This window comes from Bradyrhizobium sp. 44, from assembly GCF_023073095.1.
In the GTDB taxonomy this organism is placed as follows: domain Bacteria; phylum Pseudomonadota; class Alphaproteobacteria; order Rhizobiales; family Xanthobacteraceae; genus Bradyrhizobium.
Genome location: NZ_JADPIY010000043.1, coordinates 15,262 through 38,729, shown reverse-complemented (window position 1 = coordinate 38,729; position 23,468 = coordinate 15,262). Strand labels below are relative to the sequence as shown.

Here is a 23,468-nt window from a genome sequence, read left to right as displayed (position 1 = left end):
GTCGGGGCGAAGCTAAATCTCCACCACCTGCCCCGGCTTCATCGCCACGAACCGCTCCTGCGGCACCTTTGCGGCGTCGAGCGCCTCGCCCAGCGCCTTCGCCGGCGCATCGATTGCTTCATCGGTCAGCTGAAACGTGCCGTGATGATGCCCGAGTGCGGCTTGCGCGCCGCAATCCGCGAGCGCCTTCACCGCGTCTTCCGGGTTCATGTGCTGATCGCGCATGAACCAGCGCGGCTCGTAGGCGCCGATCGGGAGGATCGCCAGGCGCAACGGGCCGTGCTTCTCGGCGACACGGCGGAAATGCCCGCCATCGCCATAGCCGGAATCGCAGACGACGTAGATTTTCCCCGCAGGCGTTTCCAGCACGAAACTCGCCCACAGCGCCTTGTTGCGATCGAACATGCCGCGCGCCGACCAGTGCCGGGTCGGCACCAGCGTCACGGCGATGCCGCCGCCGAGCTCGACGCGATCGTGCCAGTCAAACGCTTCCACCTTGATCGTCGCATCGGTGCTGCGCATCGTGACGTCATTGCCGAGCGGGGTCACCACACGCGGGGCGAAATTCTTGGCGAGCCGCGACAGCGTCGCCATGTCGAGATGATCGTAATGGCCATGCGAGACCAGCACGATATCGATCTTCGGCAGCTTGTCGAACGCAATGCCGGGATCGTTGTGCCGCTTCGGCCCGGCGAAGCTGACGGGCGAGACCCGCATCGACCAGACGGGATCGACGAGAATATTGAGGCCGCCGGTCTGGATCAGCCAGCTGGCGTGGCCGACGAAAGAGAGCCGCACCTTGTCGCCGTCGACGCGGTCCGGCGGGGTGTCGGCATGGGGGCTCGGCGCCCAATCCGGCCAGCTCGCGCGCTGCCGCTTGCCGCCAAATTGCCAGCGCAGGACCTCTCGAAGCGATTTCGGCGGCACGCCGTCCGGATCGAAGAAGTTCAGACCGTCGAAATGGTCGGAGACCGGGCCGTCATAGGTTTTCATGCGGGACATCCAAAGGGAGGGCACGCCGACCAATGCGCCGGCACCGGCGAGCAGTCCGAAAAGGCGGCGGCGGGTGATCGGCACGGATCTGGCTTCAGGGATGGTCGGAGGGGGAGGGCATCAAGCTTTCATATGGGCTGCCTCCGATGAAAAGGAACCCGCCGCCGGAAAGTTCATCTTTTCAAGGCCTTGCCTTCCAAAGCGGCCCCGGCCACCCTAACTTTCCTTGACTTTCGGGCGGCAGCGGCGTTTAACCCGGCCACTTTCTCGGAAAGGCTTTCTTTTCGACCCGCCCACTGGCCCCAGAGGCCAGAGGCCAACGCCCGACAGCGCTATGCGCCCTCGGGCGTAAAGGTGTTTGGATTTTCTGCTCCCTCCTCCGCGCATGCGGGCAGAGGTGAAAAAGGACAACGGCATTGTTCGACAATCTGTCGGAACGGCTTGGCGGCATTCTCGATCGTCTGACGGGGCGCGGTGCGCTGACCGAAAAGGACGTCGACGCCGCGATGCGCGAGGTGCGCCGCGCGCTGCTGGAAGCCGACGTGGCTCTCGAGGTGGTGCGCAGCTTCACCGAGCGGGTCCGCGAGCAGGCGATCGGCGCCACCGTCGTCAAGTCGGTGACCCCAGGCCAGATGGTGGTCAAGATCGTCCACGACGAGCTGATCAACACGCTCGGCGCCGAAAGCCAGACCATCGACATCAATTCCGTGCCGCCCGTGCCGATCATGATGGTCGGCCTGCAAGGCTCCGGCAAGACCACCACCACCGCAAAGCTCGCCCGTCGCATGGTCCAGCGCGACAAGCGCAAGGTGCTGATGGCATCGCTCGACATCTACCGTCCCGCGGCGATGGAGCAGCTGGCCGTCCTGGGCCGCGACCTCGACATTCCGACGCTGCCGATCGTCGCCGGCCAGCAGCCGGCGCAGATCGCGAAGCGCGCGCTCGAGGCCGGCAAGCTCGGCGGCTACGACGTCGTGCTGCTCGACACGGCCGGCCGCACCACGCTCGACGAAGAGATGATGGCGGAAGCAGCCGCGATCAAAGCCGCCGCAAATCCGCATGAAGTGCTGCTGGTGGCGGACAGCCTCACCGGCCAGGACGCCGTCAACCTCGCGCGCGCCTTCGACGAGCGCGTCGGCCTCACCGGCATCGTGCTGACACGAGTCGACGGCGACGGTCGGGGAGGCGCCGCGCTGTCGATGCGCGCGGTGACCGGCAAGCCGATCAAGCTGCTCGGCACCGGTGAAAAGACCGACGCGCTGGAGGATTTCCATCCCGACCGTATTGCCGGCCGCATCCTCGGCATGGGCGACGTGGTGTCGCTGGTCGAACGCGCTGCCGCCAACATCGATGCCGAAAAGGCTGCGCGCACCGCCGAGCGGATGCGCAAGGGTCAGTTCGACCTCAACGACATGCGCGAGCAGCTGTCGCAGATGGCCAATATGGGCGGCATCAGCGGCCTGATGGGCATGATGCCCGGCATCGCCAAGATGAAGAACCAGATCGCGGCCGCCGGCATCGACGACAAGATCTTGAAGCGCCAGGTCGCGGTGATCGATTCCATGACACGCGACGAGCGACGTCATCCCGATTTGCTCAAGGCCAGCCGCAAGAAGCGCATCGCCGCAGGTTCCGGCCAGAGTGTCGAGCAGGTCAACAAGCTGCTCAAGATGCACCGGAACATGGCCGACATGATGAAGGCCATGGGCTCCGGCAAACGCGGTCCGCTCGCCGGCATCGCGCAGGCGATGGGCTTTGGCGGCGGTATGAAGCCGCCTTCGCCGGAAGAGATGAAGGCGCTGCAGGAGAAGATGCAGGGTGGCGGCGGACAAGGTCTGCCCAGCCTGCCGAAGGATTTGCCGCCCGGGCTGCGCCAGGGTCTGCCGAACGTTCCGGGCCTGACCGGGCTGAGCGGCAAGCCGATGCTGCCAGGCCTCGGCGGTTTCCCCGGCAAGAAGAAATGAGGAATTCGTCGCGGGAGATCGCAACGGTCTCGCGCAACGCGGAATACCAACAACCGAACAAAACGTACTTTGAAGGAGAACTTAGATGTCCGTCGTTATCCGTCTCGCCCGTGCAGGCACCAAGAAGCGCCCTGTCTATCACGTCGTCGTCGCCGATTCGCGCTTTCCCCGCGATGGCCGCTTCATCGAGCGTCTCGGCTATTTCAACCCGCTGCTGCCGAAGGACAACGAGACCCGGCTGAAGCTCGACATGGACAAGGTGAAGGCGTGGCTCGCCAAGGGCGCGCAGCCGTCGGACCGTGTGTCGCGCTTCCTCGACGCCGCCGGCGTCAAGAAGCGCGAAGTGCGCAACAACCCCGAGAAGGCGGTGCCGCGCAAGGAGCGCAAGGCGCAGGCCGAAGCCGCCGCGAAGGGTTAAGGCCAGATCATGCCGGCGCTGGTCTGCGTCGCGCGGATCGGCGCCGCGCATGGCGTGCGCGGCGCGGTCAAACTGTGGACCTTCACGGAAGATCCCTTTGCCGTGCGGAGCTACGGTCTGCTCTCGTCCAAGGACGGCAAGCGCCAGTTCGAGGTCGCAACGGCGCGCGCGGCCAAGGATCATCTGGTTGCGACATTCAAGGGCGTCACGACCCGCGATGACGCCGAGCGCCTCAACGGCATCGAGCTCTATGTCGCGCGCGAAAAGCTGCCCGCGACGGACGAGGGCGAATATTACCACACCGACCTGATCGGGCTCGCCGCCGTCACCACGGCCGGCGATGCGCTCGGCCGCGTGCTCGCGATCCACAATTTCGGCGCCGGCGACATCATCGAGATCGCGCCGCCCACAGGCACCACGCTGCTGCTGCCGTTCACGGACGCGGTGGTACCGGACGTCGACATCGCAGGCGGCCGCGTCGTGATCGCGCTGCCGCAGGAAATCGAGGCAGAGGACACGGAGGAGGATTCCTCCCCGAGTCGTCCGGGCGAAGGCCGGGACCCATAACCACAGGCCAGAATTTTTGGCTAAGCTGATCGCTCCAGCCGTCGCAAAACGAAGTGCGGTGCTTATGGGTCCCGGATCTGCGCTCTGCTTGTCCGGGACGACAATAATTGAGATCCAATGACCACCTCCTCACCCTGGCGCGCGACGGTGCTGACGCTGTTTCCGGAAATATTTCCGGGGCCGCTGGGCGTGAGCCTGGCCGGCCGGGCGCTGGCTGGCGGGCTCTGGGAGCTGGAGGCGCGGGACATCCGGGCCTCGGCCACCGACCGCCACCGCAGCGTCGATGACACCCCGGCCGGCGGCGGGCCGGGCATGGTGCTTCGGGCCGATGTTCTGGCGGCGGCCATCGATGCCGCCGGGATTGGCCCGGACCGGCCGAAACTGCTGATGAGCCCGAGGGGTCGGCCATTGACCCAGGCCCGCGTCCTGGAGCTCGCCAAGGGTCCGGGTCCCCTGATCGTCTGCGGGCGGTTCGAGGGAGTGGACCAGCGGGTGATCAACGGGCGGGGTCTGGAGGAGGTCTCGATCGGCGATTACGTGCTCTCGGGTGGTGAAATCGCAGCCCTGGCCCTGATCGACGCCTGTGTTCGGCTGCTGCCCGGGGTGATGGGCAAGGAAGCCTCGGGAACCGAGGAGAGCTTCTCCGACGGCCTGCTCGAGTACCCCCAATACACCCGGCCGCAGCTGTTCGAGGGGACCCCGATCCCGGAGATCCTGACCTCCGGCGACCACGCCAAGGTCGCCAGCTGGCGGCGGGCGGAATCCGAGGCCCTGACGGCGGCCCGGCGACCGGATTTGTGGGCCCAGATCCCGAGCAAAGTCCCGAATCGGGCCGGACGCCAAAAAACGCCAAAAAACAAGACAGACGGGTGACAAACGCTCCGGCTTGCCTTATAGCAGCGGCCACATCCGCAATGGCTGGATAAACGAATTTCGCGCAGCCCCCGTTTTCCAAGGCTGGGCGCGCCGATGGAGATTTACCCATGAACCTGATCCAACAGCTCGAAAAAGAGCAATTCGACAAGCTCTCCGCCAACAAGGAGATTCCGGAATTCGGTCCCGGCGATACCGTGATCGTCAACGTGAAGGTCGTCGAAGGCGACCGCACCCGCGTGCAGGCCTATGAAGGCGTTTGCATCGGCCGTTCCGGCGGCGGCCTCAACGAGAGCTTCACGGTGCGCAAGATTTCGTACGGCGAAGGCGTGGAGCGCGTGTTCCCGGTGATGTCGCCGATGATCGACTCGATCAAGGTGGTGCGCCGCGGCAAGGTGCGTCGCGCCAAGCTCTATTATCTCCGCAACCTTCGCGGCAAGTCGGCCCGCATCGTCGAGAAGAAGCAGGACCGCCCGGCTGCTGCCGTCAACGAGTAAGCTCCGCTTACAGGCGAGTTACCGAGAGCGCGGGGCCAAACCCCGCGCTTTTTTGTTGCGTCAGCCGTGCGCGTCAAAGCCCTCGCGATTCCAGTTCGGCCTGCTATATATTCTTGGAATGTTTCCAGATTTGACCAGCCTCTCGCCCGTCAAGCGCGTCATCATCGACGATCGCTCGCGGCTGCCCGGCCGGTTCTTCGGACGCTTCGCGACCTCGGCAACGTCAGAGCTTACGCGCGCAGCCTAAAAGCTGCGCTGACGATTTTGTTGCCCCGCGCGCCAGCCGCGCAACCCGCTCTACACAACATTCCTGGAGCTGACGCTCATGTCCAAGCCGACCACATTGTACGACAAGATCTGGAACGACCATCTGGTGCACGAAGCCGAGGACGGCACCTGTCTGCTCTATATCGATCGCCATCTGGTGCACGAGGTGACCTCGCCGCAGGCGTTCGAAGGCTTGCGCGCCACCGGGCGCAAGGTGCATTCGCCGGAGAAGACGCTGGCCGTCGTCGATCACAACGTGCCGACCACCGACCGCACCAAGCCGAACCCCGACCCTGAAAGCATCGAGCAGATCAAGGCACTGGCCGACAACGCCAAGGAATTCGGCATCGAATATTACGACGAGTTCGACAAGCGTCAGGGCGTCGTCCACGTCATCGGCCCCGAGCAGGGCTTTACGCTGCCCGGCACCACCATCGTCTGCGGTGACAGCCACACCTCGACGCATGGTGCGTTCGGCGCGCTCGCGCACGGCATCGGCACCTCCGAGGTCGAGCACGTGCTGGCGACGCAGACGCTGATCCAGAAGAAGGCAAAGAACATGCGCGTCACCGTCGACGGCAAATTGCCGGATGGCGTGACGGGCAAGGACATCATCTTGGCCATCATCGGCGAGATCGGCACCGCGGGCGGCACCGGCTACGTGCTCGAATACGCCGGCGACGCGATTCGTGCGCTCAGCATGGAAGGCCGCATGACGGTCTGCAACATGTCGATCGAAGGCGGTGCGCGCGCCGGCCTGGTCGCGCCGGACCAGAAGGCGTTCGACTTCTTGCGCGGCCGCCCGAAGGCACCGAAGGGCGCGGATTGGGACGCCGCGATGCGTTACTGGGAGAAGTTGCGCTCGGACGAGGGCGCGCATTTCGACCACGAGCTGCGGCTCGATGCAGCGAAGCTGCCGCCGATCGTGACCTGGGGCACTTCGCCTGAGGACGTCATCTCGGTCACCGGCAGCGTGCCCGATCCCGACAAGATCGCGGACGAGGCCAAGCGTCTCTCCAAGCACCGTGCCTTGAAATACATGGGCCTGACCGCGGGGACGAAGATCACCGACATCAAGCTCGACCGCATCTTCATCGGCTCCTGCACCAACGGCCGGATCGAGGATCTGCGCGCCGCCGCCAAGATCGCGGAAGGCAAGCAGGTCGCAGGCGGCGTCAACGCCATGGTCGTGCCGGGCTCCGGCCTCGTGAAGGAGCAGGCCGAGGCTGAAGGTCTGGACAAGATCTTCATCAAGGCCGGCTTCGAATGGCGCGAGCCCGGTTGCTCGATGTGCCTCGCGATGAACCCCGACAAGCTGGCTCCGGAAGAGCGCTGCGCCTCGACCTCGAACCGCAACTTCGAGGGCCGCCAGGGCTTCAAGGGCCGCACCCATCTGGTGTCGCCGGCGATGGCCGCAGCCGCTGCGATCGCGGGTCACTTCGTCGACATCAGGGAGTGGCGGTAAGCCGCTCCCTGCAATTTGAGCGATCGCGGCAAACCGCCGTTAATCGGCAGCGCCGACACTGCGTCCTCGCGAGGGTTTTGCGAGGACAGGAGCTCATGGCCGGCAAGCCTGAATATGTCGATCTGGTCAGCGCGGCGACGCCCCAGCACCGGCGGCGCGCGGCACCGCTGCGCATGGTCGCCAAGCCCGAGGTCGAGGAGACCTCAAAGCTCAGCCGCTGGCCGCCGGCGATGTTCAAGCAATGGAAGCTGGAGAACCTCACGCGCTGGACGTCGGCGACCTGGAAACTGAAGGATTGGATTTAGGCACATCCTCCGTCATGCCCGTGCTTGTCCCGGGCATCCACGAACTTTCTGCACAAGCCCAATAACGTGGATGGCCGGGACAAGCCCGGCCATGACGCGTGCGGAGCTAGCAGCAACTCACATCACCAATAGCGGTACGGATGGTGCCAGCGATGCCAGCGGCAGACGCGGCGCGGGCCGTAATAGGTCCAGATGACCCGGCAGCGGCGCGGATGGCTGTAATAGGGATAGTAGCCGCCATAGTAGCGCCGGTGGAAATGGCGATGGCCGTAATAGGCGGGGCGATAGATGCCGTAGCGATGGAATCCGCCTCCGCCATAGTGGCGAACTCCGCCGTAGCGATAGCCGCCGCCATGAAAGGCGGGCGCGGCGCGGAAGCCACCCGCGTGGAAACCACCGCCGCGGAAGCCACCGATATGCCCTCCGCCACCGTGGAAGCCGCCTCCACCGTGGAAGCCGCCGCCATGACCGCCACCACCATGTCCACCGCCGCCGCCGCCGCCGTGGCGAACCGGGATCACATCGCCACTTGCGGCCTTCGCCGCAGGCAACGCCGTCGGATTGATCGGGGTCATCGCCTCGGCAGGACGCGAGGTCCCGGCCGACAGCATCAGCGTCGCAGCAGCCGCAATCCCGAGCAAGCGCATCGGGCTTGCCGTGAGACCCAATATTCTCAGCATCGACTTCTCCCTGAATCTGGACAGCGGAGTTGCGACGCTCGCTCCCGGCGCGCGTCATCCCTGTTCATTGGCAGTCGCTCCCAAGATTAAATTAGGGACAGCGACGTGAATGCCTCATGAATGAACGACGGGCCCGGCGTCGCGCCGCGACGTCGTCACCATGGCCCGAAGCCGAGCACGAACGGCGCCGGCACGCCGTAAGGATAAGGACGGTAGTAGACAGGCCGCGCGTAGTAATGCGGATCAGGACGCGGGGCGTATCGCACAACGTCGGACCGCACATGTCGGCGCCCCTCGAACACCGCGCGCCCGGCCGACGCGTCGGGCAGCTTCGTCACCCTGTGCGCAGCGGACGCGTGAGGCAGGCCTGCGGCAAGCCCGACGGCAACCGCCAATGCGAACCATCTCGTCATGAAGACCTCCGCCTCAGGCGCGCGACGGCATCGCGCTCGTATCAGCCCCGGCGCCAGTAGCAGCTCATATGCGGCACGATCACCGTGCCGCTCGGGCGATATTCCTGCACATAGGTGGCGTTGCACTCGCGGACCGCATCGGGACCGGGATTGTAACGGGGATAGACGCCATCCGGACTGTAATAGGGCGTGACGCGCAGGCGCGCCGGGGCCCGCTTGCGCGGCGGCGGGAGATCGTCTCGTGAGGCCGCCTGGGCGAGCCTGACCCCGGTAGCCGCGGTCTGGGCCTCCGCGCCAACGCAAAACTGCGAAAACAACCCCATGCACAGTAGCGTCAGCGCTGTTTTCGCTCGCATTTTTCCGCCCATTTGAACGTCCACTTCGAGGCCCTACGCTCCCCGTTTTGACGGCGCCCGTCAACCTCGTCGCGCTTATAAAGCCGGATGCATCGCCGCGAAACCCACGCTAGGACAAGCCCATGTGGACGGAATTGAAAGCGCCCTCGCTGGCCGAGATGGAAGCGATGGCGCACGAAGTGTTCGAACGCCTGCCGGCGGAGTTTCGAAGGCTGTGCGAGGGCGTGATCATCCGCGTCGACGACTTCCCGACCGAGGAAGTCCTGGACGAGATGGCATGCGAGAGCGAGTTCGACCTGCTCGGCCTGTTCCAGGGCGTCGGCCTGCCGCAGCAGAGTTTTGGCGACGTGGCGCGGCTGCCCAACATGGTCTGGCTCTACCGCCGGCCGATCCTGGACTATTGGGCCGAGCACGACGAAAGCCTCGGCCATATCGTCCGCCACGTCCTGATCCACGAGATCGGTCATCATTTCGGCCTGTCGGACGACGATATGGCCGCGATCGAGGCTCAAGAGCCGGGTTGAGCAGAGAGGCCCGGTTAGGCAGACGAGATCTGCCGAATTCGGCCTAGGATTTCCGCCCCGATCGCGATAAATACCGGTTCCCTAGACCACCCCGGGAAAGCGCAACCATGGACAAGTTCACCACGCTGGAAGGCGTCGCGGCGCCGCTGAAGATCATCAATGTCGACACCGACATGATCATTCCGAAGCAGTACCTCAAGACCATCAAGCGCACCGGCCTTGGCAAGGGGCTCTTCTCCGAGCAGCGCTACAAGGACGACGGCAGCGAGAATCCGGATTTCGTCCTCAACCAGCCCGCCTATCGCAATGCGAAGGTGCTGGTCGCCGGCGACAATTTCGGCTGCGGCTCGAGCCGCGAGCACGCGCCCTGGGCGCTGCTCGACTTCGGCATCCGCTGCGTGATCTCGACCTCGTTCGGCGACATCTTCTACAACAACTGCTTCAAGAACGGCATTCTGCCGATCCGGGTGGCCCAGGAAGACCTCGACAAGCTGTTCGACGACGCCGAGCGTGGCGCCAACGCGACGCTGACGATCGACCTGCCGAACCAGGAGATCCGCGGTCCCGACGGCGGCAAGGTCAGGTTCGAGATCGACCCGTTCCGCAAGCACTGCCTGATCAACGGCCTCGACGACATCGGCCTGACGATGGAGAAGAAGGCCTCGATCGACACCTATGAGGACAAGCTCAAGCGCGAACGCGCCTGGGCCTGATCTCAAGTTTTTGTTTGAGCCCCGGTGCTGACAGCGCCGGGGCTTTTTCTTTGCCAGCGTTGTCCTCTATAGCTTGCGCCCATGCTGCCTGACATCGTCACCTTCTGGCACGGCCCGATGGACGCCCTGCGCCAGACCTGTCTGCGCTCGCAGCTGGCTGCCGGCCACAAGGTCACGGTCTACAGTTTTGACACCATTCCCGGCCTGCCCGCCGGCGTCGGCAACGCGGATGCCGAGGCGATCCTGCCGCATGCGTTCTCCGAACGATTGCGGCCGCCGCAGCCGGACGGCAGCTGGCGCGATTGGACCACGCTCCAGTTCAGCGACTTCTTCCGCATGAAGCTGATGGCAAAAGGCCTCGGCCTCTGGCTCGACGCCGATGTGCTGCTGCTCAAATCCGTCGAGATCAATCCGGCAAAGCCCTACTTTGCGTGGGAGCGGCCACGCCAGCTCGGCAATTCCGTGATCTACCTCCCATCCGAACACGGCATCGTTGCCGCTTTCGAAGAGCTGATGGAGCAGGAGGAGCTGACGCCGAACTGGCTGTCGCTGCGCCATCGCGTCACGTTTGCGATGCGCCGCCTGCGCGGCGGCTCGAACCGCCTCTCCGACATCCGCGTCGCGATCTTCGGGCCGGCGGCACTCACCGCGCTCGCGCGCCGCACCGGCGAGCTGCACTGCGCCTTGCCGAAGCAATCGTTCTACGCCGTGCATGCCGAACCGAAACTGTTCTTCGATCCCTCGAGCTATCTCGGCCTCGTAACCGCCCCCGAGATCATCGGCCTGCACATCTCGCCCAAGGGCCGCGGCGGCGAGAAACCGATCCCGGGCAGCCTGTATGCGTGGGCGGCGGAGCGGTTCGGCTGACTGCCGCGCAAGGGGTGCGCTCCCTCTCCCGCTTGCGGGAGAGGTTTGGGGAGAGGGTGTCTACGCAACGGGACAATCTCCTAGAGGAGAGAGCCCTCACCCGGCGCGCGGAACGATGCTTCGCATCGCCCGGGCGCGCCGACCTCTCCCGCAAGCGGGAGAGGTGCAGCGGAGCTCGGGGCTCCCTCATCGCTATTTGATCCAGCGCAACGCGCACCTGCACCATTGTGCCTAATCTCGCTCCAATTCCGCCGTTCGAATGGAGCTTCGCATGAGCACCGCAACCAGGCCTTATCCCATTGTCCAGGACCTCATCGAGTCCTTTGCAAGCTGGCTGAAGCATCGCCGCGAGCTGAACGAGATCCGGCAGCTCGACCGCGCCGATTTCGATCGCATCGCGCAAGACTTGCGGATCGCGCCTGACGATCTCGAAGAGCTGGTTCGCCACGGCAAGCACGCCGCCGACGAATTGCCGAAGATGCTGGAGCAGCTCGGCATCAGCGCCGAAGGGCTCGGCCGCGCGCATCCGCTGCTGCTGCGCGACATGGAGCGGGTCTGCGCGCTTTGCAGCCACAAGGGTCAGTGCGATCGCGAGCTAGCCGACGGCACCGCCGTGCAGAACTACCACGGCTTCTGCGCCAATGCGTCGACGCTGGAGTCGCTAGATCGGGCGGATCACGCGCATCGCTAAGGCACGCAGATCTTCTGCGCCGGCGGGCGAACGGATAGCGCCGCTCTCCAGGGCTGCCAGCCGTCCGGCTGGCGCTCGACTGCCGGCCTACCAAATCCCGTAACAGACCGTCAACGCGGTCTGCGCAGATCAGGCACTGCTGGCCATCGCCGCGGCTTCCGCTGCGGCGCGCTGCATGCTGGTCGACATCTCGTTTGTCACGGTGCTTTGCTCTTCGATGGCCGCGGCCGTCGACGTCACATATTCGCTGACGTTGTTGATGGCCGTCTTGATCGAAGCAAGCGCAGTGACGACGTCGCCGGAGATGCCGTTGAGGCTGCCGATCTCGGCGCCGATCTTGTCAGTGGCCTGCTTGGCCTGGTTAGCGAGGCTCTTGACCTCCGAGGCCACCACCGCAAAGCCCCGACCGGCTTCGCCGGCGCGGGCGGACTCGATGGTGGCGTTAAGGGCCAGGAGGTTGATCTGGCCGGTGATGTTGTTGATGAGCTCGACGATCCCGCTCATCGCCAGCGCTGCTTCGGTGAGGCGCTGGGCCTGGGCGTCGGCGGCGGCGACCTGATCCACCGCGCTCATCGCGGTATCGCGGGATTTGGTCATGGCTTCCGAAATTTCGCGCACTGAGGCGTTCAGCTCCTCGGAGCCTGCGGCAACAGACTCCATCATGCCGCGAACGCGCTCGTTGCCCATGCGGACCAGCACCTGCTTCGTGACGTCGGTCGCATATTTCACGACCTTGAACGGCTTGCCGTTGAGATCCATGATCGGGTTGTAGGAAGCCTGGATGTAGACCTCCTTGCCGCCCTTGCCGATGCGCTTGTATTCAGCCGCCTGGTACTGACCGCGGTTGAGCGCCGCCCAGAACTCGCGATAGCCGTTGCCATCGCGCTCCGAGGCCTCGACGAACATGCTGTGGTGCTTGCCCTTGATCTCCGCCAGCGAATAGCCGAGCGCGCCGAGGAAGTTCTCGTTCGCGGCGACGATCGTGCCGTCCATGTTGAACTCGATCACGGCTGGGCCTTCTCGATGGCCGCGATCTGGCCCGCAAGGTCGGCATTCTTCAGCTTCTCCGCCGTGACGTCGGTCGCGAACTTGGCGACACCGAACGGCTTGCCGTTCTCGTCGAGTAGCGGATTGTAGGAGGCGAGGATCCAGACCTCGCGGCCGCCCTTGCCGATCCGCTTGAATTCGCCCGCCTGGTATTCGCCGCGGTTGAGCTTGGCCCAGAGCTCGCGATAGGCCGTGCCGTTGCGCTCGGCCTCGGCGATGAACATGCTGTGATGCTTGCCCTCGATTTCGGGCAACGAATAGCCAAGCGCCTTGCAGAAATTCTCGTTGGCAGTGACGATGGTGCCGTCGAGCTTGAACTCGACTACGGCCTGGGCCCGGCCAACGGCGGCGATCTTCGAAGCGTCCGCCATGCTGCGGATCTTCTTCTCGGTGATGTCGGTCGCAATCTTGGCGACCATCACTGTCTTGCCGTTGCCGTCGAGCACGGGATTGTAGGATGCTTCGATCCAGACCTCGCGGCCGCCCTTCGCGATCCGCTTGAACTCGCGCGCCTGATACTCGCCACGGTTCAATGCGGCCCAGAACGCCTTGTACTCGGCGCCGTCGCGCTGGTCGACGGGCACGAACATGGAATGATGCTTGCCCTGGATCTCGTCGAGCCGATAGCCGAGCGCATCGAGAAAGTTCTTATTGGCCGTGATGATCGTCCCATCAAGGTTGAATTCGATCATGGCTTGTGAGCGGCCGATTGCCTCAATCTGAGCTTGTGCATCGACGCGGGATTTACGACCGAACATTTCATCGCTCCGAAATTGATGCTTCGCCTGCAGCGCATGCGCTTCCAAACGATTGCAGCATTCATGGTTTCGCTCGGGATCTCGAGAGGACCAACTGTGTGTCCGCTGTGCGACCCAGCACATGAAGGAGGTATACGAATCGAATTATCAGGGCATTTGTCCGACCGAAGACACAATGGCCGGATTCTGCCAAAGCGATAGCCGGACGGAGACATCCCGAGCCTCGCTCAGACGCCGAGGAGGCCATCGCGCCTGAATTGCGGACGCCGGCCCAAGATCGTTATCGGTATTCGGCAACGGGCCGGCATCGATCGCCCTCACCTCGGCTCGGGGTGATCCGTTGGCGCAAGAAAAACGTTTAGGCATTGCGTCGGCTCTCCAGACAATTTGTCGCAGCGGCTCGAACTTCGCGTGCAGGTTCACGCTCCGGCAAGCGTCAACGACGTCCGCGGGTCATGCCACGGAATCCCAATTGGTAGCGCCCGAATGGCGATACAGTAATTTGAGCCTTAGAGGATTCTGATTTGGGCGCCGTCTCCTATCTCGACCGGTATCCGTTGCTTAAGTCTCGCGACAGCGAGTTCGCGCGCGACCGCCTATTCGCCGAATATGGCGCAGACCGTTTCGACAAGCATGGCCGCGAGTTCGGTATCCAGGCCAATTTTGCTCGCTTGCAATCAATCGGCCTCGCCTTCTGCGGCTACGAAGGTGCGGCGTCGCTCTCCTTTCCTGAATCGCAAGTTCTCCGCCAGCTCTTCTCCATCCAAGGGGCTGCGAGCTTCAGCACCAAAGGGAGCAGCGGGCCAATTGGGGCCTTCAGTCCGATCATCTCCGGAGACGCCAGGCTGGACCTCAAGTTTGCGCCGGGCTATCGCCAATTGGTGCTGAGGATCGATGCCGGCGCACTCGAGCGGTTGCTAAAGACAATCCTGGGCGATGATAGCGACATGGAGCTGCGTTTCGCCCCGGACGAATCCGATCCGGCGGTGATGACTTATGTTCGTCAGGACGTCTTCAGATTTGCGGAGGAGTTGGACAGGTTCGGCCAGGACTACTCACCCATAGCCATCGGCGAACTTGAGCGGGCGTTGATGGTTCGAATCCTTCTGGCGCACCGGCACAATTTCACCGATCGGCTTCAGGGCCCGGCGCCGGGCGCCAACCGGTCCGTCATCGACATCGTCGAATCCTACATCGAGGCTCATTGGGACGAACCAATCGATCTGGAGAAGATTGCCGCAATCGCCAACGTCAGCGTGCGGACGATTTATCGGGAATTCTCCGAGGCGGGGCGGGGATCACCGGGCCAGTGCGCGCGACGCTTCCGGCTTCAGCGGGCGACGGAGCTCTTGCGACATCCGGATGAGCAGACCAGCGTCGTTGCCGTCGCGTTCAAATGTGGCTTTCAAAATCTTGGCCGCTTTGCATCGGAATATCGGCGAGCGGTCGGCGAGCTGCCATCCGAAACGCTGAAGAATGCGAGACGGAGACAGTGACGCGACGACGCAGTTCCTGGATTCACAGCAAAGCGCGGCCGCAAGCCGCGAGCATCATGTCGAAGTCAGCAGCGCGCAGGTGACGTCCCTCAGCCCTTGCCCATCGCCGCAATCGCGTCCGCGATCTCGATCGTGCGCCGCGCCATGTCAGCGTGCAGGCGCTCCACCATGGCGCCGTCGAGACGGATCGCGCCGCGCGAGACGTTCTCCGGCAATTCGAACGCGGCGATGATCTTTCGCGCGCGCGCGACTTCCTCTTCGGGCGGGGTGAAGATCGCGTTGCAGGCTTCGATCTGCGAGGGGTGAATCAGCGTCTTGCCGTCAAAACCGAGATCGCGGCCCTGCGCGCATTCGGTGGCGAAACCGTCGGAATTGGCGATGTCGCTGTAGGGACCGTCGAGGATTTCGAGGCCATGGGCGCGCGTTGCCAGGATGCAATGCGTGATCATCGGGATCATCGCGGCGCGGCCCGGCAGCATCTTGATCCGCGTCTCGCGCGAAATGTCGTTCGGGCCGAACACGAAGCCTGACAGGCGCCGCGCTGGATCGCGCCCGGCGGCAGCGAGTTCCTCTGCATGCAGCACCGCGCGTGCGGTCTCGATCATGGCCCAGACTTTCACGGTCGGCGCCGCGCCGAGTTCGGCGAGACGACGGCCGATCATGTCGAGGTCCTCCACACTTGAAACCTTTGGAACCAGGATGCCGTCCGGCGAGGCCTTCGCCGCCATCGCGACGTCGTCGGCCCACCAGGGCGTGTCGAGGCCGTTGGTCCGGATCAGGATCTCGCGCTTGCCGAACCCTTTGGCTGCGATCGCGGCAGCGATGCCGTCGCGCGCCAGCGCCTTGGCATCGGGCGCGACGGAGTCCTCCAGATCGAGGATCAGGCCGTCGGCGGCGAGATTACGCGCCTTCTCCAGCGCGCGGGGGTTGGAGCCGGGCATGAACAGATGGCTGCGGCGCGGGCGGGTCATGCAAGCGTTCCTTCCGTTTCCTCGTCTCACTTCCGACCGAAGCCGATAGCATCTGGCCTGCCTATTCGAAAGGCTTGTTCGTCCCAGCGGTATATGATTAGGCATAGGCCATGAACACATTCCCAGAGCATTTGCTGGAAGGCTACAAGGCCTTCGCCACCCAGCGGCTGCCGACCGAGCAGACCCGCTACCGCGAGCTGTCGGTGAAGGGGCAGTTCCCTGAAGTGATGGTGATCGGCTGTTGCGATAGCCGCGTCTCGCCCGAAGTGATCTTCGACGTCGGGCCGGGCGAGCTCTTCGTGGTCCGCAACATCGCCAATCTGGTGCCGGTGTATCAGCCCGACGGCAACGCCCATGGCGTCTCGGCGGCGCTGGAATATGCCGTGACGGTGCTGAAGGTGAAGCACATCGTGGTGCTCGGGCACGCCCAGTGCGGCGGCATCCGCGCCTTCGTCGACAAGATCGAGCCGCTCACCCCCGGCGACTTCATCGGCAAATGGATGCAGATGTTCATCAAGCCGGGCGAAGTGGTGGAGCAGCGCGACCACGAGACCATGCCGCAATTCGTCGAGCGCATCGAGAAGGCCGCGGTGTTTCGCAGCCTGGAAAACCTGATGACCTTCCCGTTCGTGCAGAAGGCAGTCGAGAGCGGCCAGATGCAGACCCACGGCGCCTATTTCGGCGTCGCGGAGGGATCGCTGTTCGTGCTGGACAAGGCGGCCAAGGAATTCAGGAACGCGCGCGAGGTGGCGTAGATCCGCAGCTCTTGTGGGGTGGGCAAAGCGAAGCGTGTCCACCACTTCTATAGCCACTGCGGAGAGATGGCGGGCACGGCGCTTCGCGCCTTTGTCCACCCTACGGCAGCACGGCTTACGCCGCCTTCTTCTTCGCGCTGATCAGCTTGCGGTTGATCAGGACTTCCGCGATCTGGATGGCATTGAGCGCGGCGCCCTTGCGCAGATTGTCGGACACGCACCACAGCACGAGACCATTCTCCACCGTCGCGTCCTCGCGGATACGGCTGATATAGGTGGCGTCCTCGCCGGCGGCTTCATACGGCGTGGCGTAGCCGCCGGGCTCATGCTTGTCGATGACGAGGCAGCCCGGCGCCTTGCGCAGGATGTCGCGCGCTTCGTCCACGCTGATCGGGTTCTCGAACTCGATGTTGACGGCCTCGGAATGGCCGACGAAGACAGGCACGCGCACGCAGGTCGCGGAGAGCTTGATCTTGGGATCAAGAATCTTCTTGGTCTCCGCCATCATCTTCCACTCTTCCTTGGTGTAGCCGTCCTCCATGAAGACGTCGATCTGGGGAATGACGTTGAAGGCGATGCGCGCGGGAAACTTCTTATTGACCAGCTCCTGGTTGGTGTAGACGGCCTTGGTCTGCGAGAACAATTCGTCCATCGCATCCTTGCCGGCGCCCGACACCGATTGATAGGTCGAGACCACGACGCGCTTGATCGTTGCCTTGTCGTGCAAGGGCTTGAGCGCGACCACGAGCTGCGCGGTCGAGCAGTTCGGATTGGCGATGATGTTCTTCTTCTTGAAGCCCGCGGTGGCGTCCGCATTCACTTCCGGCACGATCAACGGCACGTCCGGATCCATGCGCCAGGCCGAGGAATTGTCGATCACGACGGTGCCGGCGGCGCCGATCTTCGGCGACCATTCCTTCGACACCTCGCCGCCCGCCGACATCAGGCAGATGTCGACGTCGGAGAAGTCGTAATGCTCGAGCGCTTTGACCTTCAGCGTGCGGTCGCCGTAGGAGACCTCAACGCCCATGCTGCGGCGTGAGGCCAGGGCCACCACCTCGTCCGCGGGGAATTTGCGCTCATCGAGGATGTTGAGCATTTCCCGTCCGACATTGCCGGTCGCGCCGACGACTGCGACTTTGTAACCCATCGTTCACTCTCCGACGAAAAAGCTCTTTCCTGAAGCTCAGGCTTAAACAGGAAGAGCAGCGCTTCTATGCGAGAACCGGCCTCAAGACAACGTTGGACCATGCCTTAGGGACGTGGATGCAGTCGCCCGAGGCCAGCACGGCCACAACCCCCACCCAGATCCATCTGGCGCTTGCAGCCTTCGCCGACGAGGTCGTCGGCACGCTGGCGCGCCTGTTCGCCTATGTGGGGGCTTTGGTGCTGTTTGCCATCCTCGGGCTTGCGGCACTCGGCCAGCTGCCAAACTTGCGCGACGACGATCCGGCGCTGAAGCCGGGTTGGGCCCTGGCCGACCGCTCGCCTCCGGCCTTCGCCCTCAGCCGGCTCGATTCGTCAGAAAAAACAGCCTCTTACACTATCTTGAGGCACCCCGAAGGCGGCCGCAGGGACGTGATGCGCTGGGCGGGCGAGGCGGACAAGGCCATGGCCGAGCTCGAAATCTATCGCGAGGGCGGCGAATTCGACGTCACCCGTCCGGCCGCCGCCGATCTGGCCGTCCGGATGGGACTGGGCACCGCGAGCCCGCTGGAGCAAGCCGGCCTGATCGACACGAAATTCGGCCCCGTCGCCCTATTCCAGCCGACCGGCACGGCGGAGGGCGCGCGGGCCTGCCTCGGCTACCTGAAGCGCAGCGAGGAGCCGGCGCTCCAGATCTCCGGATTCTCCTGCCAGGGCGACAGCCTGCCCGCCCGGCGCGCCGCGATCGCCTGCACGCTGAACCGGCTGACGCTGCTGACCTCGGGCAACGAGCCGAGGCTGGCCGAATTGTTCGCACATGCGGAGCTGAAGCGCCGCCCCTGCACGCTCCCGGGCACGTCGGACTGGCTGCTCGGCGCCGCCAATGCGCAATTGCGCGGCACGCTCTGACCGGCATCAAGCTCAAGTGGCTGTATCCATGCAACTTTTGCCGGCGCGCACGATTATTCAGCGCTGGTGTGACCCAATAGACCTAGTTGCAGCCGCCCCGGCCGGGTTAGTATGAGGGCGAAATTGATTGGCGGCTTGCCGCCTGAAGGGGACGTGATGAGCTCGAATTTCTCTGCCGCGAACAAACTGGCGATGTGGCTTGCGGCCGGCGCCGTGATTGCCATGTCCTCAGCCTTCGCGACACCCGCCTCGGCCGACACCAAGAAGCAGCGCTATGACAGCGGTCGTCACTATTACGGCCCGAGCGGCCCCAACGCGAGCTACCAGCAGGGCCGCACCCGCATCTATGTGAGCAAGCGCTCCTGGCTCGACGGCGGCACCGAGGTCAATCCGGGCGACCGCAAGTTCTCCGACTATGCCTTCCCGCCGGCAGTGGGCTATCCGACCTTCGCGCGCGAAAATCTCAACCGCCCGATCGATCGCCAGCCGCTGAGCACGCCGCAGGATGTCGGCGGCTATCCGCAGAATTTCCCGCTGTACTGAGGCGGAATTATCGACCGAATCAAAATGGCCGGGCTCGCGCCCGGCCGTTTTTGTTTTGAAGAGACCTTGTCGGGTGGGCACGCTTCGCTTTGCCCACCCTACAAACACTGCGCTCGCCGTCAGGCGTGCAGCTTCTGCAATTCCTTCAGGATCGCTTCGCCCATCTGCGTGGTCGAGGCGGCAATGGTGCCTTCCGACTTGATGTCGGCGGTGCGCAGGCCGCTGGCCAGCACCGCGGCGATCGCGGCGTCAACCTTGTCGGCGAGCGCGCCCATGTCGAAGGAGTAGCGCAGCGCCATGCCGAACGACGAGATCATCGCGATCGGATTGGCGAGGCCCTGGCCTGCGATATCAGGAGCCGAGCCGTGCACGGGCTCGTACAGCGCCTTGCGCTTCTTGCTCTTGACGTCGACCTCGCCGAGCGAGGCCGAGGGCAGCATGCCGAGCGATCCCGTCAGCATCGCAGCGATGTCGGACAGCATGTCACCGAACAGATTGTCGGTGACGATGACGTCGAACTGCTTCGGCCATTTCACCAGCATCATGCCGCCGGAATCGGCGAGCTGGTGCTCGAGCGTGACGTCGGGATATTCGCGCTTGTGGACCTGGGTCATGACCTCGTTCCAGAGCACGCCCGACTTCATGACGTTGCGCTTCTCCATCGACGTCACCTTGTTCTTGCGCTTCTTCGCAAGCTCGAAGGCGACGCGGCCGATGCGCTCGATCTCATAGGTGTCGTAGACCTGGGTATCGATGGCGCGCTTCTGGCCGTTGCCGAGATCGGTGATGGTCTTGGGCTCGCCGAAATAGACGCCGCCGGTGAGCTCGCGCACGATCATGATGTCGAGGCCCTCGACCGCCTCGCGCTTCAGGCTGGAGGCCTCCGCGAGCGCCGGGTAGCAGACCGCGGGACGGAGGTTGGCGAACAGACCGAGATCCTTGCGCAGGCGCAGCAGGCCGGCTTCGGGGCGCACCTCGTAGGGCACCGCGTCCCATTTGGGACCGCCGACCGCGCCGAAGATGATCGCGTCGGCATCCTTGGCCTTGGCCATGTCGCCTTCCGAGATCGACACCTTGTGTGCGTCATAGGCCGAACCGCCAACGAGGCCGGTGTCGGTCTCGAACTTGGCGATCCCCGCCGAACTGAGCCAGTCGATCAGCCGCTTCACCTCGCCCATCACCTCGGGGCCGATACCGTCGCCGGGAAGCAGCAGCAGTTTGTGGGTCGCCATGGTCGTTTCCTCTGAGGTCGATTTCGGCCGGAGTGCTAGAGCGGCGATGCGTGCTTGGCAAGACACCATTGCCGCTTCGGTTCTGTGCAAGGCGGGCAGGGCCTGCCACACTGCGCATGCCGGAGTACGCCTTGCACGCACCTGACCGCCCTCCACCCGATGCCCACCCCGCACGGTTGATCCTGACCCTGTCGCTGGCTGCGACAGTTGGGCTGGGTATCGGCCGCTTCGCCTATTCGCTGGTGCTCCCCGACATGCGGGAGGACCTCGGCTGGTCCTACTCGGCGGCCGGTTTCATGAACACCATCAACGCCGTCGGCTACCTCGCGGGCGCCCTTGTGGCGTCCCGGCTGATCCAGCGCGTCGGCTGGTCGGCCGCGATCCGCGGCGGAACCCTGGCCTGCGTCGCCGCGCTCGCGACTTGCGCGCTGACCGGGAATTTCGTTGCGCTGAGCCTGGCGCGTCTCGTGCTGGGCGTTGGCGCCGCGGCCGGTTTCGTCGCCGGCGGCGCGCTGGCCGCATCCATCGCGCAGTCGCGCCCGGAGCGGGCGAATTTCCTGCTCAGCCTGTTCTATGCCGGGCCCGGCATCGGCATTCTCGCATCGGGCCTGATCGCCCCGTTCACGCTGCAATATTTCGGGCCGGGCTCGTGGTGGATAGTGTGGTGGGCGATGACACTGCTGTCCCTCGTCATGACCGTGCCGCTGTTCCTGGTCCGCATCGAGAGCGGCGTGCGTTTCTCGCAAGGCAGCCACGGCGCCTTCTCCATTTTTCCGGTGCTGATCTATCTCGCCGGCTACTTCCTCTTTGGCGCGGGCTACATCGCCTACATGACTTTCATGATCGCCTATGTGCGCGACGGCGGCGGCGGGGCCGCGGCGCAGGCCGCGTTCTGGAGCCTGATCGGCTTGAGCGCCTTCGTCACGCCGTGGGCCTGGCGCCGCGTGCTCGCGCTCGATCGCGGCGGATTGGCCACCGCCATCATCCTCGGCACCAACGCGCTCGGCGCCGCCCTGCCGATGCTCGGGCATTCGCCGGCATGGCTCGCGGTGTCGGCCGTCGTGTTCGGCGTCGCGTTCTTCGCCGTGGTCGGCTCGACCACCGCCTTCGTCCGCTTCAACTATCCGCCCGAGGCGTGGCCGACCGCGATCGCGGCGATGACGATCTCGTTCGGCGTCGGCCAGACGCTCGGCCCGATCGTGGTCGGCGCGATCACGGACGCACTGGGGAGCTTGAGTTACGCGCTGAACGTCTCGGCGGCGCTGCTGGCGCTGGGCGCGGTTGCGGCGCTGTGCCAGCGGAAGGTGGGGCCGGCCTCATAACAAGTGTCGTCCCGGCGCAGGCCGGGACCCATAACCACAGGGAGCATTTGGCGAAGACTGGTCGTTCGGAATTGGCATCTAGCGAAAATCGATAGACCTCGCGATATGGGTCCCGGCCTTCGCAGGGGCGACAACAGCTAGCTCCCGCTGAACGAATTGTACCCCTGGTCTTCCCAATAGCCGCCCTTGTAGTCGTTGGTGACTTCCATCGACACCACGTATTTCGGGTTCTTGAAGCCGAGTTTTGTCGGCACGCGGATCTTCATTGGAAACCCATACGCGCGCGGCAGGATTTCGCCGGCGTATTTGAACGTCATCTGGGTCTGCGGATGCAGCGCGGTGCGCATGTCGAGCGGTGAATTGTAGCCGTCCTTGTCGGCGCACTGGAACCAGACGTACTTTGCACGGGTGTCGGCGCCGATCAGCTTGAGGAAGTCGCGCATCGGCGTGCCGGTCCAGCTGCCGATCGCGCTCCAGCCCTCGACGCAGATGTGACGGGTGATCTGCGTGACCTGCGGGAGCTTGTACAATTCCGGAAGCGTCCACGACTTCTTGTTGTCGACAAGGCCGCGGACTTCGAGCTTCCAGTCGGCACCATCGACGTCAGGCGCGTCGTCGAGATCGTAATAGGCGTTGAACGGAAACGGTTTTGTGATCGCGCTCTCGGGAAACGTCGGCGCCAGCGCGTCGGGATTGAAGATGAAAGCCTGCACGGCATCGTTGAATTTCGAAACCGACTTCAGCATCTCCTCGGCGGAGGACGAGTCGATCACGTTGCAGCCGGTGAGCAGCGTCAGTGCGCCGAGGCTGGCGCCGCCCGCGATGAAGCGGCGGCGGCTGACCTCGGGCATCGTCTTGATGGAATCCTTGATCAGCAGCCGCTTGTCGACGCCGGGAATCAGGAATGAGCGCTTGGCCATGGTTCTTACTCCGCTCTAGCGGCCGATGATCATCGCGCGCAGGCTCTTCGGCACCAGCAGCGCGAGTAAGACGTGAATGACGAGGAACGCGCAGATCGCGGCCATGCAGAAGAAATGGATGTAGCGCGCGGTCGGATAGTCGCCGAACAGGCTCACGAGCCAGTGCAATTGCACCGGCTTCCACATCCCAAGGCCCGACAGCACGATGATCACGCCGACCAGGATGATGCCGGCATAGAGCACGCGCTGCACGTAATTGTAGACGGTGAGATCGGCATGGCCGAGCTTGAAGGTCAGCGCAGCCCTGACATCGTGGAGCACGCCGGACGGGGTGATCGGCAGCAGTTTTTTCCGGAAGCGGCCGGTGGCAAAACCGGTGACGAGATAGGCAAGGCCGTTGATCATCAACAGCCACATCGCCGCAAAGTGCCAGAGCAGGCCGCCACCGAGCCAGCCGCCGAGCGTGTAGTCGCGCGGAAAGCTGAAACCGAACAGCGGCGAGGCGTTGTAGATTTGCCAGCCCGACAGGATCATCAGGATCATGGCGAGGGCGTTGACCCAGTGCATGACCCGGACCCAGGCCGGTTGGATCACTTTGGCCGGGGTGGTGCTGACCTGCTCGTCGGTGACTGTGAGGCTCGACATGGCGGTTCCGTCCTGAACGTCGTCTGACAGCAATTATACGCCGATGCTTCCGCTTTCGTTACGCCCTGCCCGGCATCGAATCGATACCGGCGGGCTATCATGGTCACAATAAAGCGAGCCGGGGACCCCCG

The 23,468-nt window shown here is 64.2% G+C and carries 25 protein-coding genes and 1 pseudogene; 16 read left to right on the top strand and 10 right to left on the bottom strand.

What is annotated here, in order from left to right; genetic code table 11:
- Window positions 1–12: 12 nt before the first annotated feature.
- A complete protein-coding gene (locus tag IVB41_RS35180) occupies window positions 13–1,077 on the bottom strand; it encodes an MBL fold metallo-hydrolase (RefSeq protein ID WP_247439383.1) in 1,065 nt (354 codons plus the stop codon).
- Between the two features lie 332 nt (window positions 1,078–1,409).
- Between IVB41_RS35180 and ffh the strand changes: the two genes are divergently transcribed.
- The 7 genes from ffh (at window position 1,410) to IVB41_RS35145 (ending at window position 7,349) form a co-directional block, all read left to right on the top strand.
- Complete coding sequence (gene ffh, locus IVB41_RS35175; RefSeq protein ID WP_027514978.1) at window positions 1,410–2,957, top strand: signal recognition particle protein; 1,548 nt, start codon at window positions 1,410–1,412, stop codon at window positions 2,955–2,957.
- A gap of 85 nt (window positions 2,958–3,042) precedes the next feature.
- A complete protein-coding gene (gene rpsP, locus IVB41_RS35170) occupies window positions 3,043–3,375 on the top strand; it encodes a 30S ribosomal protein S16 (protein ID WP_007598827.1) in 333 nt (110 codons plus the stop codon).
- 9 nt (window positions 3,376–3,384) lie between these two features.
- A complete protein-coding gene (gene rimM / locus IVB41_RS35165; RefSeq protein WP_247439381.1) occupies window positions 3,385–3,942 on the top strand; it encodes a ribosome maturation factor RimM in 558 nt (185 codons plus the stop codon).
- A gap of 117 nt (window positions 3,943–4,059) precedes the next feature.
- The gene (gene trmD / locus IVB41_RS35160; RefSeq protein ID WP_247439377.1) at window positions 4,060–4,815 is read left to right on the top strand and encodes a tRNA (guanosine(37)-N1)-methyltransferase TrmD; all 756 of its coding nucleotides are present in this window, start codon (window positions 4,060–4,062) and stop codon (window positions 4,813–4,815) included.
- A gap of 110 nt (window positions 4,816–4,925) precedes the next feature.
- The gene (rplS, locus tag IVB41_RS35155; protein WP_007598824.1) at window positions 4,926–5,312 is read left to right on the top strand and encodes a 50S ribosomal protein L19; all 387 of its coding nucleotides are present in this window, start codon (window positions 4,926–4,928) and stop codon (window positions 5,310–5,312) included.
- A 325-nt stretch (window positions 5,313–5,637) separates the two neighbouring features.
- Entirely contained in the window at window positions 5,638–7,044 is a 1,407-nt protein-coding gene (gene leuC / locus IVB41_RS35150) for a 3-isopropylmalate dehydratase large subunit (protein ID WP_247439375.1), read from the top strand.
- 95 nt (window positions 7,045–7,139) lie between these two features.
- Window positions 7,140–7,349, top strand: a complete 210-nt coding sequence (locus IVB41_RS35145; protein ID WP_247439373.1) for a hypothetical protein — start codon at window positions 7,140–7,142, stop codon at window positions 7,347–7,349.
- A gap of 122 nt (window positions 7,350–7,471) precedes the next feature.
- On the opposite strand, the gene IVB41_RS35140 is transcribed toward IVB41_RS35145, so the two are convergent.
- From IVB41_RS35140 to IVB41_RS35130, 3 genes are all read right to left on the bottom strand, one after another.
- On the bottom strand, window positions 7,472–8,029 hold the full coding sequence (locus IVB41_RS35140) for a hypothetical protein (protein WP_247439371.1): 558 nt from the start codon (window positions 8,027–8,029) through the stop codon (window positions 7,472–7,474).
- Between the two features lie 155 nt (window positions 8,030–8,184).
- Window positions 8,185–8,442 carry a hypothetical protein gene (locus IVB41_RS35135; RefSeq protein WP_247439369.1) on the bottom strand — a complete coding sequence of 86 codons (258 nt, stop codon included), beginning with the start codon at window positions 8,440–8,442 and terminating at the stop codon, window positions 8,185–8,187.
- Window positions 8,443–8,483: 41 nt separating this feature from the next.
- Window positions 8,484–8,765: a hypothetical protein gene (locus IVB41_RS35130; RefSeq protein WP_247439474.1), complete on the bottom strand. Its 282-nt coding sequence runs from the start codon at window positions 8,763–8,765 to the stop codon at window positions 8,484–8,486.
- A 155-nt stretch (window positions 8,766–8,920) separates the two neighbouring features.
- Here IVB41_RS35130 and IVB41_RS35125 point away from each other — a divergent pair, with 155 nt between their 5' ends.
- From IVB41_RS35125 to IVB41_RS35110, 4 genes are all read left to right on the top strand, one after another.
- A complete protein-coding gene (locus IVB41_RS35125; protein WP_007598813.1) occupies window positions 8,921–9,322 on the top strand; it encodes a metallopeptidase family protein in 402 nt (133 codons plus the stop codon).
- Window positions 9,323–9,429: 107 nt separating this feature from the next.
- The gene (gene leuD, locus IVB41_RS35120) at window positions 9,430–10,035 is read left to right on the top strand and encodes a 3-isopropylmalate dehydratase small subunit (protein ID WP_247439366.1); all 606 of its coding nucleotides are present in this window, start codon (window positions 9,430–9,432) and stop codon (window positions 10,033–10,035) included.
- Between the two features lie 81 nt (window positions 10,036–10,116).
- Window positions 10,117–10,902 carry a hypothetical protein gene (locus IVB41_RS35115; protein WP_247284942.1) on the top strand — a complete coding sequence of 262 codons (786 nt, stop codon included), beginning with the start codon at window positions 10,117–10,119 and terminating at the stop codon, window positions 10,900–10,902.
- A gap of 271 nt (window positions 10,903–11,173) precedes the next feature.
- Complete coding sequence (locus tag IVB41_RS35110) at window positions 11,174–11,593, top strand: hypothetical protein (protein WP_027566369.1); 420 nt, start codon at window positions 11,174–11,176, stop codon at window positions 11,591–11,593.
- Between the two features lie 129 nt (window positions 11,594–11,722).
- Here IVB41_RS35110 and IVB41_RS35750 read toward each other — a convergent pair.
- Window positions 11,723–13,398, bottom strand: a pseudogene (locus IVB41_RS35750) (PAS domain S-box protein).
- A gap of 524 nt (window positions 13,399–13,922) precedes the next feature.
- Between IVB41_RS35750 and IVB41_RS35095 the strand changes: the two are divergent.
- On the top strand, window positions 13,923–14,894 hold the full coding sequence (locus IVB41_RS35095) for an AraC family transcriptional regulator (RefSeq protein ID WP_247439363.1): 972 nt from the start codon (window positions 13,923–13,925) through the stop codon (window positions 14,892–14,894).
- 89 nt (window positions 14,895–14,983) lie between these two features.
- Here the strand turns inward: IVB41_RS35095 and IVB41_RS35090 are convergent, their stop codons facing one another.
- Window positions 14,984–15,865: a CoA ester lyase gene (locus IVB41_RS35090; protein ID WP_247439361.1), complete on the bottom strand. Its 882-nt coding sequence runs from the start codon at window positions 15,863–15,865 to the stop codon at window positions 14,984–14,986.
- Between the two features lie 110 nt (window positions 15,866–15,975).
- On the opposite strand from IVB41_RS35090, the gene IVB41_RS35085 reads away from it, so the two are divergent.
- Complete coding sequence (locus IVB41_RS35085; protein WP_247439359.1) at window positions 15,976–16,620, top strand: carbonic anhydrase; 645 nt, start codon at window positions 15,976–15,978, stop codon at window positions 16,618–16,620.
- Between the two features lie 115 nt (window positions 16,621–16,735).
- On the opposite strand, the gene IVB41_RS35080 is transcribed toward IVB41_RS35085, so the two are convergent.
- Window positions 16,736–17,770 carry an aspartate-semialdehyde dehydrogenase gene (locus IVB41_RS35080; RefSeq protein ID WP_247284948.1) on the bottom strand — a complete coding sequence of 345 codons (1,035 nt, stop codon included), beginning with the start codon at window positions 17,768–17,770 and terminating at the stop codon, window positions 16,736–16,738.
- A 116-nt stretch (window positions 17,771–17,886) separates the two neighbouring features.
- On the opposite strand from IVB41_RS35080, the gene IVB41_RS35075 reads away from it, so the two are divergent.
- Entirely contained in the window at window positions 17,887–18,675 is a 789-nt protein-coding gene (locus IVB41_RS35075) for a hypothetical protein (protein WP_247439356.1), read from the top strand.
- Window positions 18,676–18,831: 156 nt separating this feature from the next.
- The gene (locus IVB41_RS35070; RefSeq protein ID WP_027566362.1) at window positions 18,832–19,218 is read left to right on the top strand and encodes a hypothetical protein; all 387 of its coding nucleotides are present in this window, start codon (window positions 18,832–18,834) and stop codon (window positions 19,216–19,218) included.
- A 119-nt stretch (window positions 19,219–19,337) separates the two neighbouring features.
- On the opposite strand, the gene leuB is transcribed toward IVB41_RS35070, so the two are convergent.
- Window positions 19,338–20,450 carry a 3-isopropylmalate dehydrogenase gene (leuB, locus tag IVB41_RS35065; protein ID WP_247358197.1) on the bottom strand — a complete coding sequence of 371 codons (1,113 nt, stop codon included), beginning with the start codon at window positions 20,448–20,450 and terminating at the stop codon, window positions 19,338–19,340.
- A gap of 131 nt (window positions 20,451–20,581) precedes the next feature.
- On the opposite strand from leuB, the gene IVB41_RS35060 reads away from it, so the two are divergent.
- The gene (locus IVB41_RS35060) at window positions 20,582–21,772 is read left to right on the top strand and encodes a YbfB/YjiJ family MFS transporter (RefSeq protein ID WP_247439354.1); all 1,191 of its coding nucleotides are present in this window, start codon (window positions 20,582–20,584) and stop codon (window positions 21,770–21,772) included.
- 137 nt (window positions 21,773–21,909) lie between these two features.
- Here the strand turns inward: IVB41_RS35060 and IVB41_RS35055 are convergent, their stop codons facing one another.
- Both IVB41_RS35055 and IVB41_RS35050 read right to left on the bottom strand, forming a co-directional pair.
- The gene (locus IVB41_RS35055; RefSeq protein ID WP_247439351.1) at window positions 21,910–22,692 is read right to left on the bottom strand and encodes a molybdopterin-dependent oxidoreductase; all 783 of its coding nucleotides are present in this window, start codon (window positions 22,690–22,692) and stop codon (window positions 21,910–21,912) included.
- Between the two features lie 15 nt (window positions 22,693–22,707).
- The gene (locus tag IVB41_RS35050) at window positions 22,708–23,337 is read right to left on the bottom strand and encodes a cytochrome b/b6 domain-containing protein (protein ID WP_247358199.1); all 630 of its coding nucleotides are present in this window, start codon (window positions 23,335–23,337) and stop codon (window positions 22,708–22,710) included.
- Window positions 23,338–23,468: the final 131 nt, after the last annotated feature.

Coding starts and splice junctions, on each gene's coding strand:
- IVB41_RS35145 (WP_247439373.1), top strand. CDS start 7,140: ATGGCCGGCAAGCCTGAATATGTCGATCTGGTCAGCGCGGCGACGCCC.
- IVB41_RS35075 (WP_247439356.1), top strand. CDS start 17,887: ATGCAGTCGCCCGAGGCCAGCACGGCCACAACCCCCACCCAGATCCAT.
- IVB41_RS35110 (WP_027566369.1), top strand. CDS start 11,174: ATGAGCACCGCAACCAGGCCTTATCCCATTGTCCAGGACCTCATCGAG.
- leuC (WP_247439375.1), top strand. CDS start 5,638: ATGTCCAAGCCGACCACATTGTACGACAAGATCTGGAACGACCATCTG.
- IVB41_RS35055 (WP_247439351.1), bottom strand. CDS start 22,692: ATGGCCAAGCGCTCATTCCTGATTCCCGGCGTCGACAAGCGGCTGCTG.
- IVB41_RS35050 (WP_247358199.1), bottom strand. CDS start 23,337: ATGTCGAGCCTCACAGTCACCGACGAGCAGGTCAGCACCACCCCGGCC.
- IVB41_RS35085 (WP_247439359.1), top strand. CDS start 15,976: ATGAACACATTCCCAGAGCATTTGCTGGAAGGCTACAAGGCCTTCGCC.
- IVB41_RS35125 (WP_007598813.1), top strand. CDS start 8,921: ATGTGGACGGAATTGAAAGCGCCCTCGCTGGCCGAGATGGAAGCGATG.
- IVB41_RS35140 (WP_247439371.1), bottom strand. CDS start 8,029: ATGCTGAGAATATTGGGTCTCACGGCAAGCCCGATGCGCTTGCTCGGG.
- IVB41_RS35115 (WP_247284942.1), top strand. CDS start 10,117: ATGCTGCCTGACATCGTCACCTTCTGGCACGGCCCGATGGACGCCCTG.
- rplS (WP_007598824.1), top strand. CDS start 4,926: ATGAACCTGATCCAACAGCTCGAAAAAGAGCAATTCGACAAGCTCTCC.
- rpsP (WP_007598827.1), top strand. CDS start 3,043: ATGTCCGTCGTTATCCGTCTCGCCCGTGCAGGCACCAAGAAGCGCCCT.
- IVB41_RS35090 (WP_247439361.1), bottom strand. CDS start 15,865: ATGACCCGCCCGCGCCGCAGCCATCTGTTCATGCCCGGCTCCAACCCC.
- IVB41_RS35080 (WP_247284948.1), bottom strand. CDS start 17,770: ATGGGTTACAAAGTCGCAGTCGTCGGCGCGACCGGCAATGTCGGACGG.
- leuB (WP_247358197.1), bottom strand. CDS start 20,450: ATGGCGACCCACAAACTGCTGCTGCTTCCCGGCGACGGTATCGGCCCC.
- IVB41_RS35070 (WP_027566362.1), top strand. CDS start 18,832: ATGAGCTCGAATTTCTCTGCCGCGAACAAACTGGCGATGTGGCTTGCG.
- IVB41_RS35130 (WP_247439474.1), bottom strand. CDS start 8,765: ATGGGGTTGTTTTCGCAGTTTTGCGTTGGCGCGGAGGCCCAGACCGCG.
- rimM (WP_247439381.1), top strand. CDS start 3,385: ATGCCGGCGCTGGTCTGCGTCGCGCGGATCGGCGCCGCGCATGGCGTG.
- IVB41_RS35135 (WP_247439369.1), bottom strand. CDS start 8,442: ATGACGAGATGGTTCGCATTGGCGGTTGCCGTCGGGCTTGCCGCAGGC.
- trmD (WP_247439377.1), top strand. CDS start 4,060: ATGACCACCTCCTCACCCTGGCGCGCGACGGTGCTGACGCTGTTTCCG.
- leuD (WP_247439366.1), top strand. CDS start 9,430: ATGGACAAGTTCACCACGCTGGAAGGCGTCGCGGCGCCGCTGAAGATC.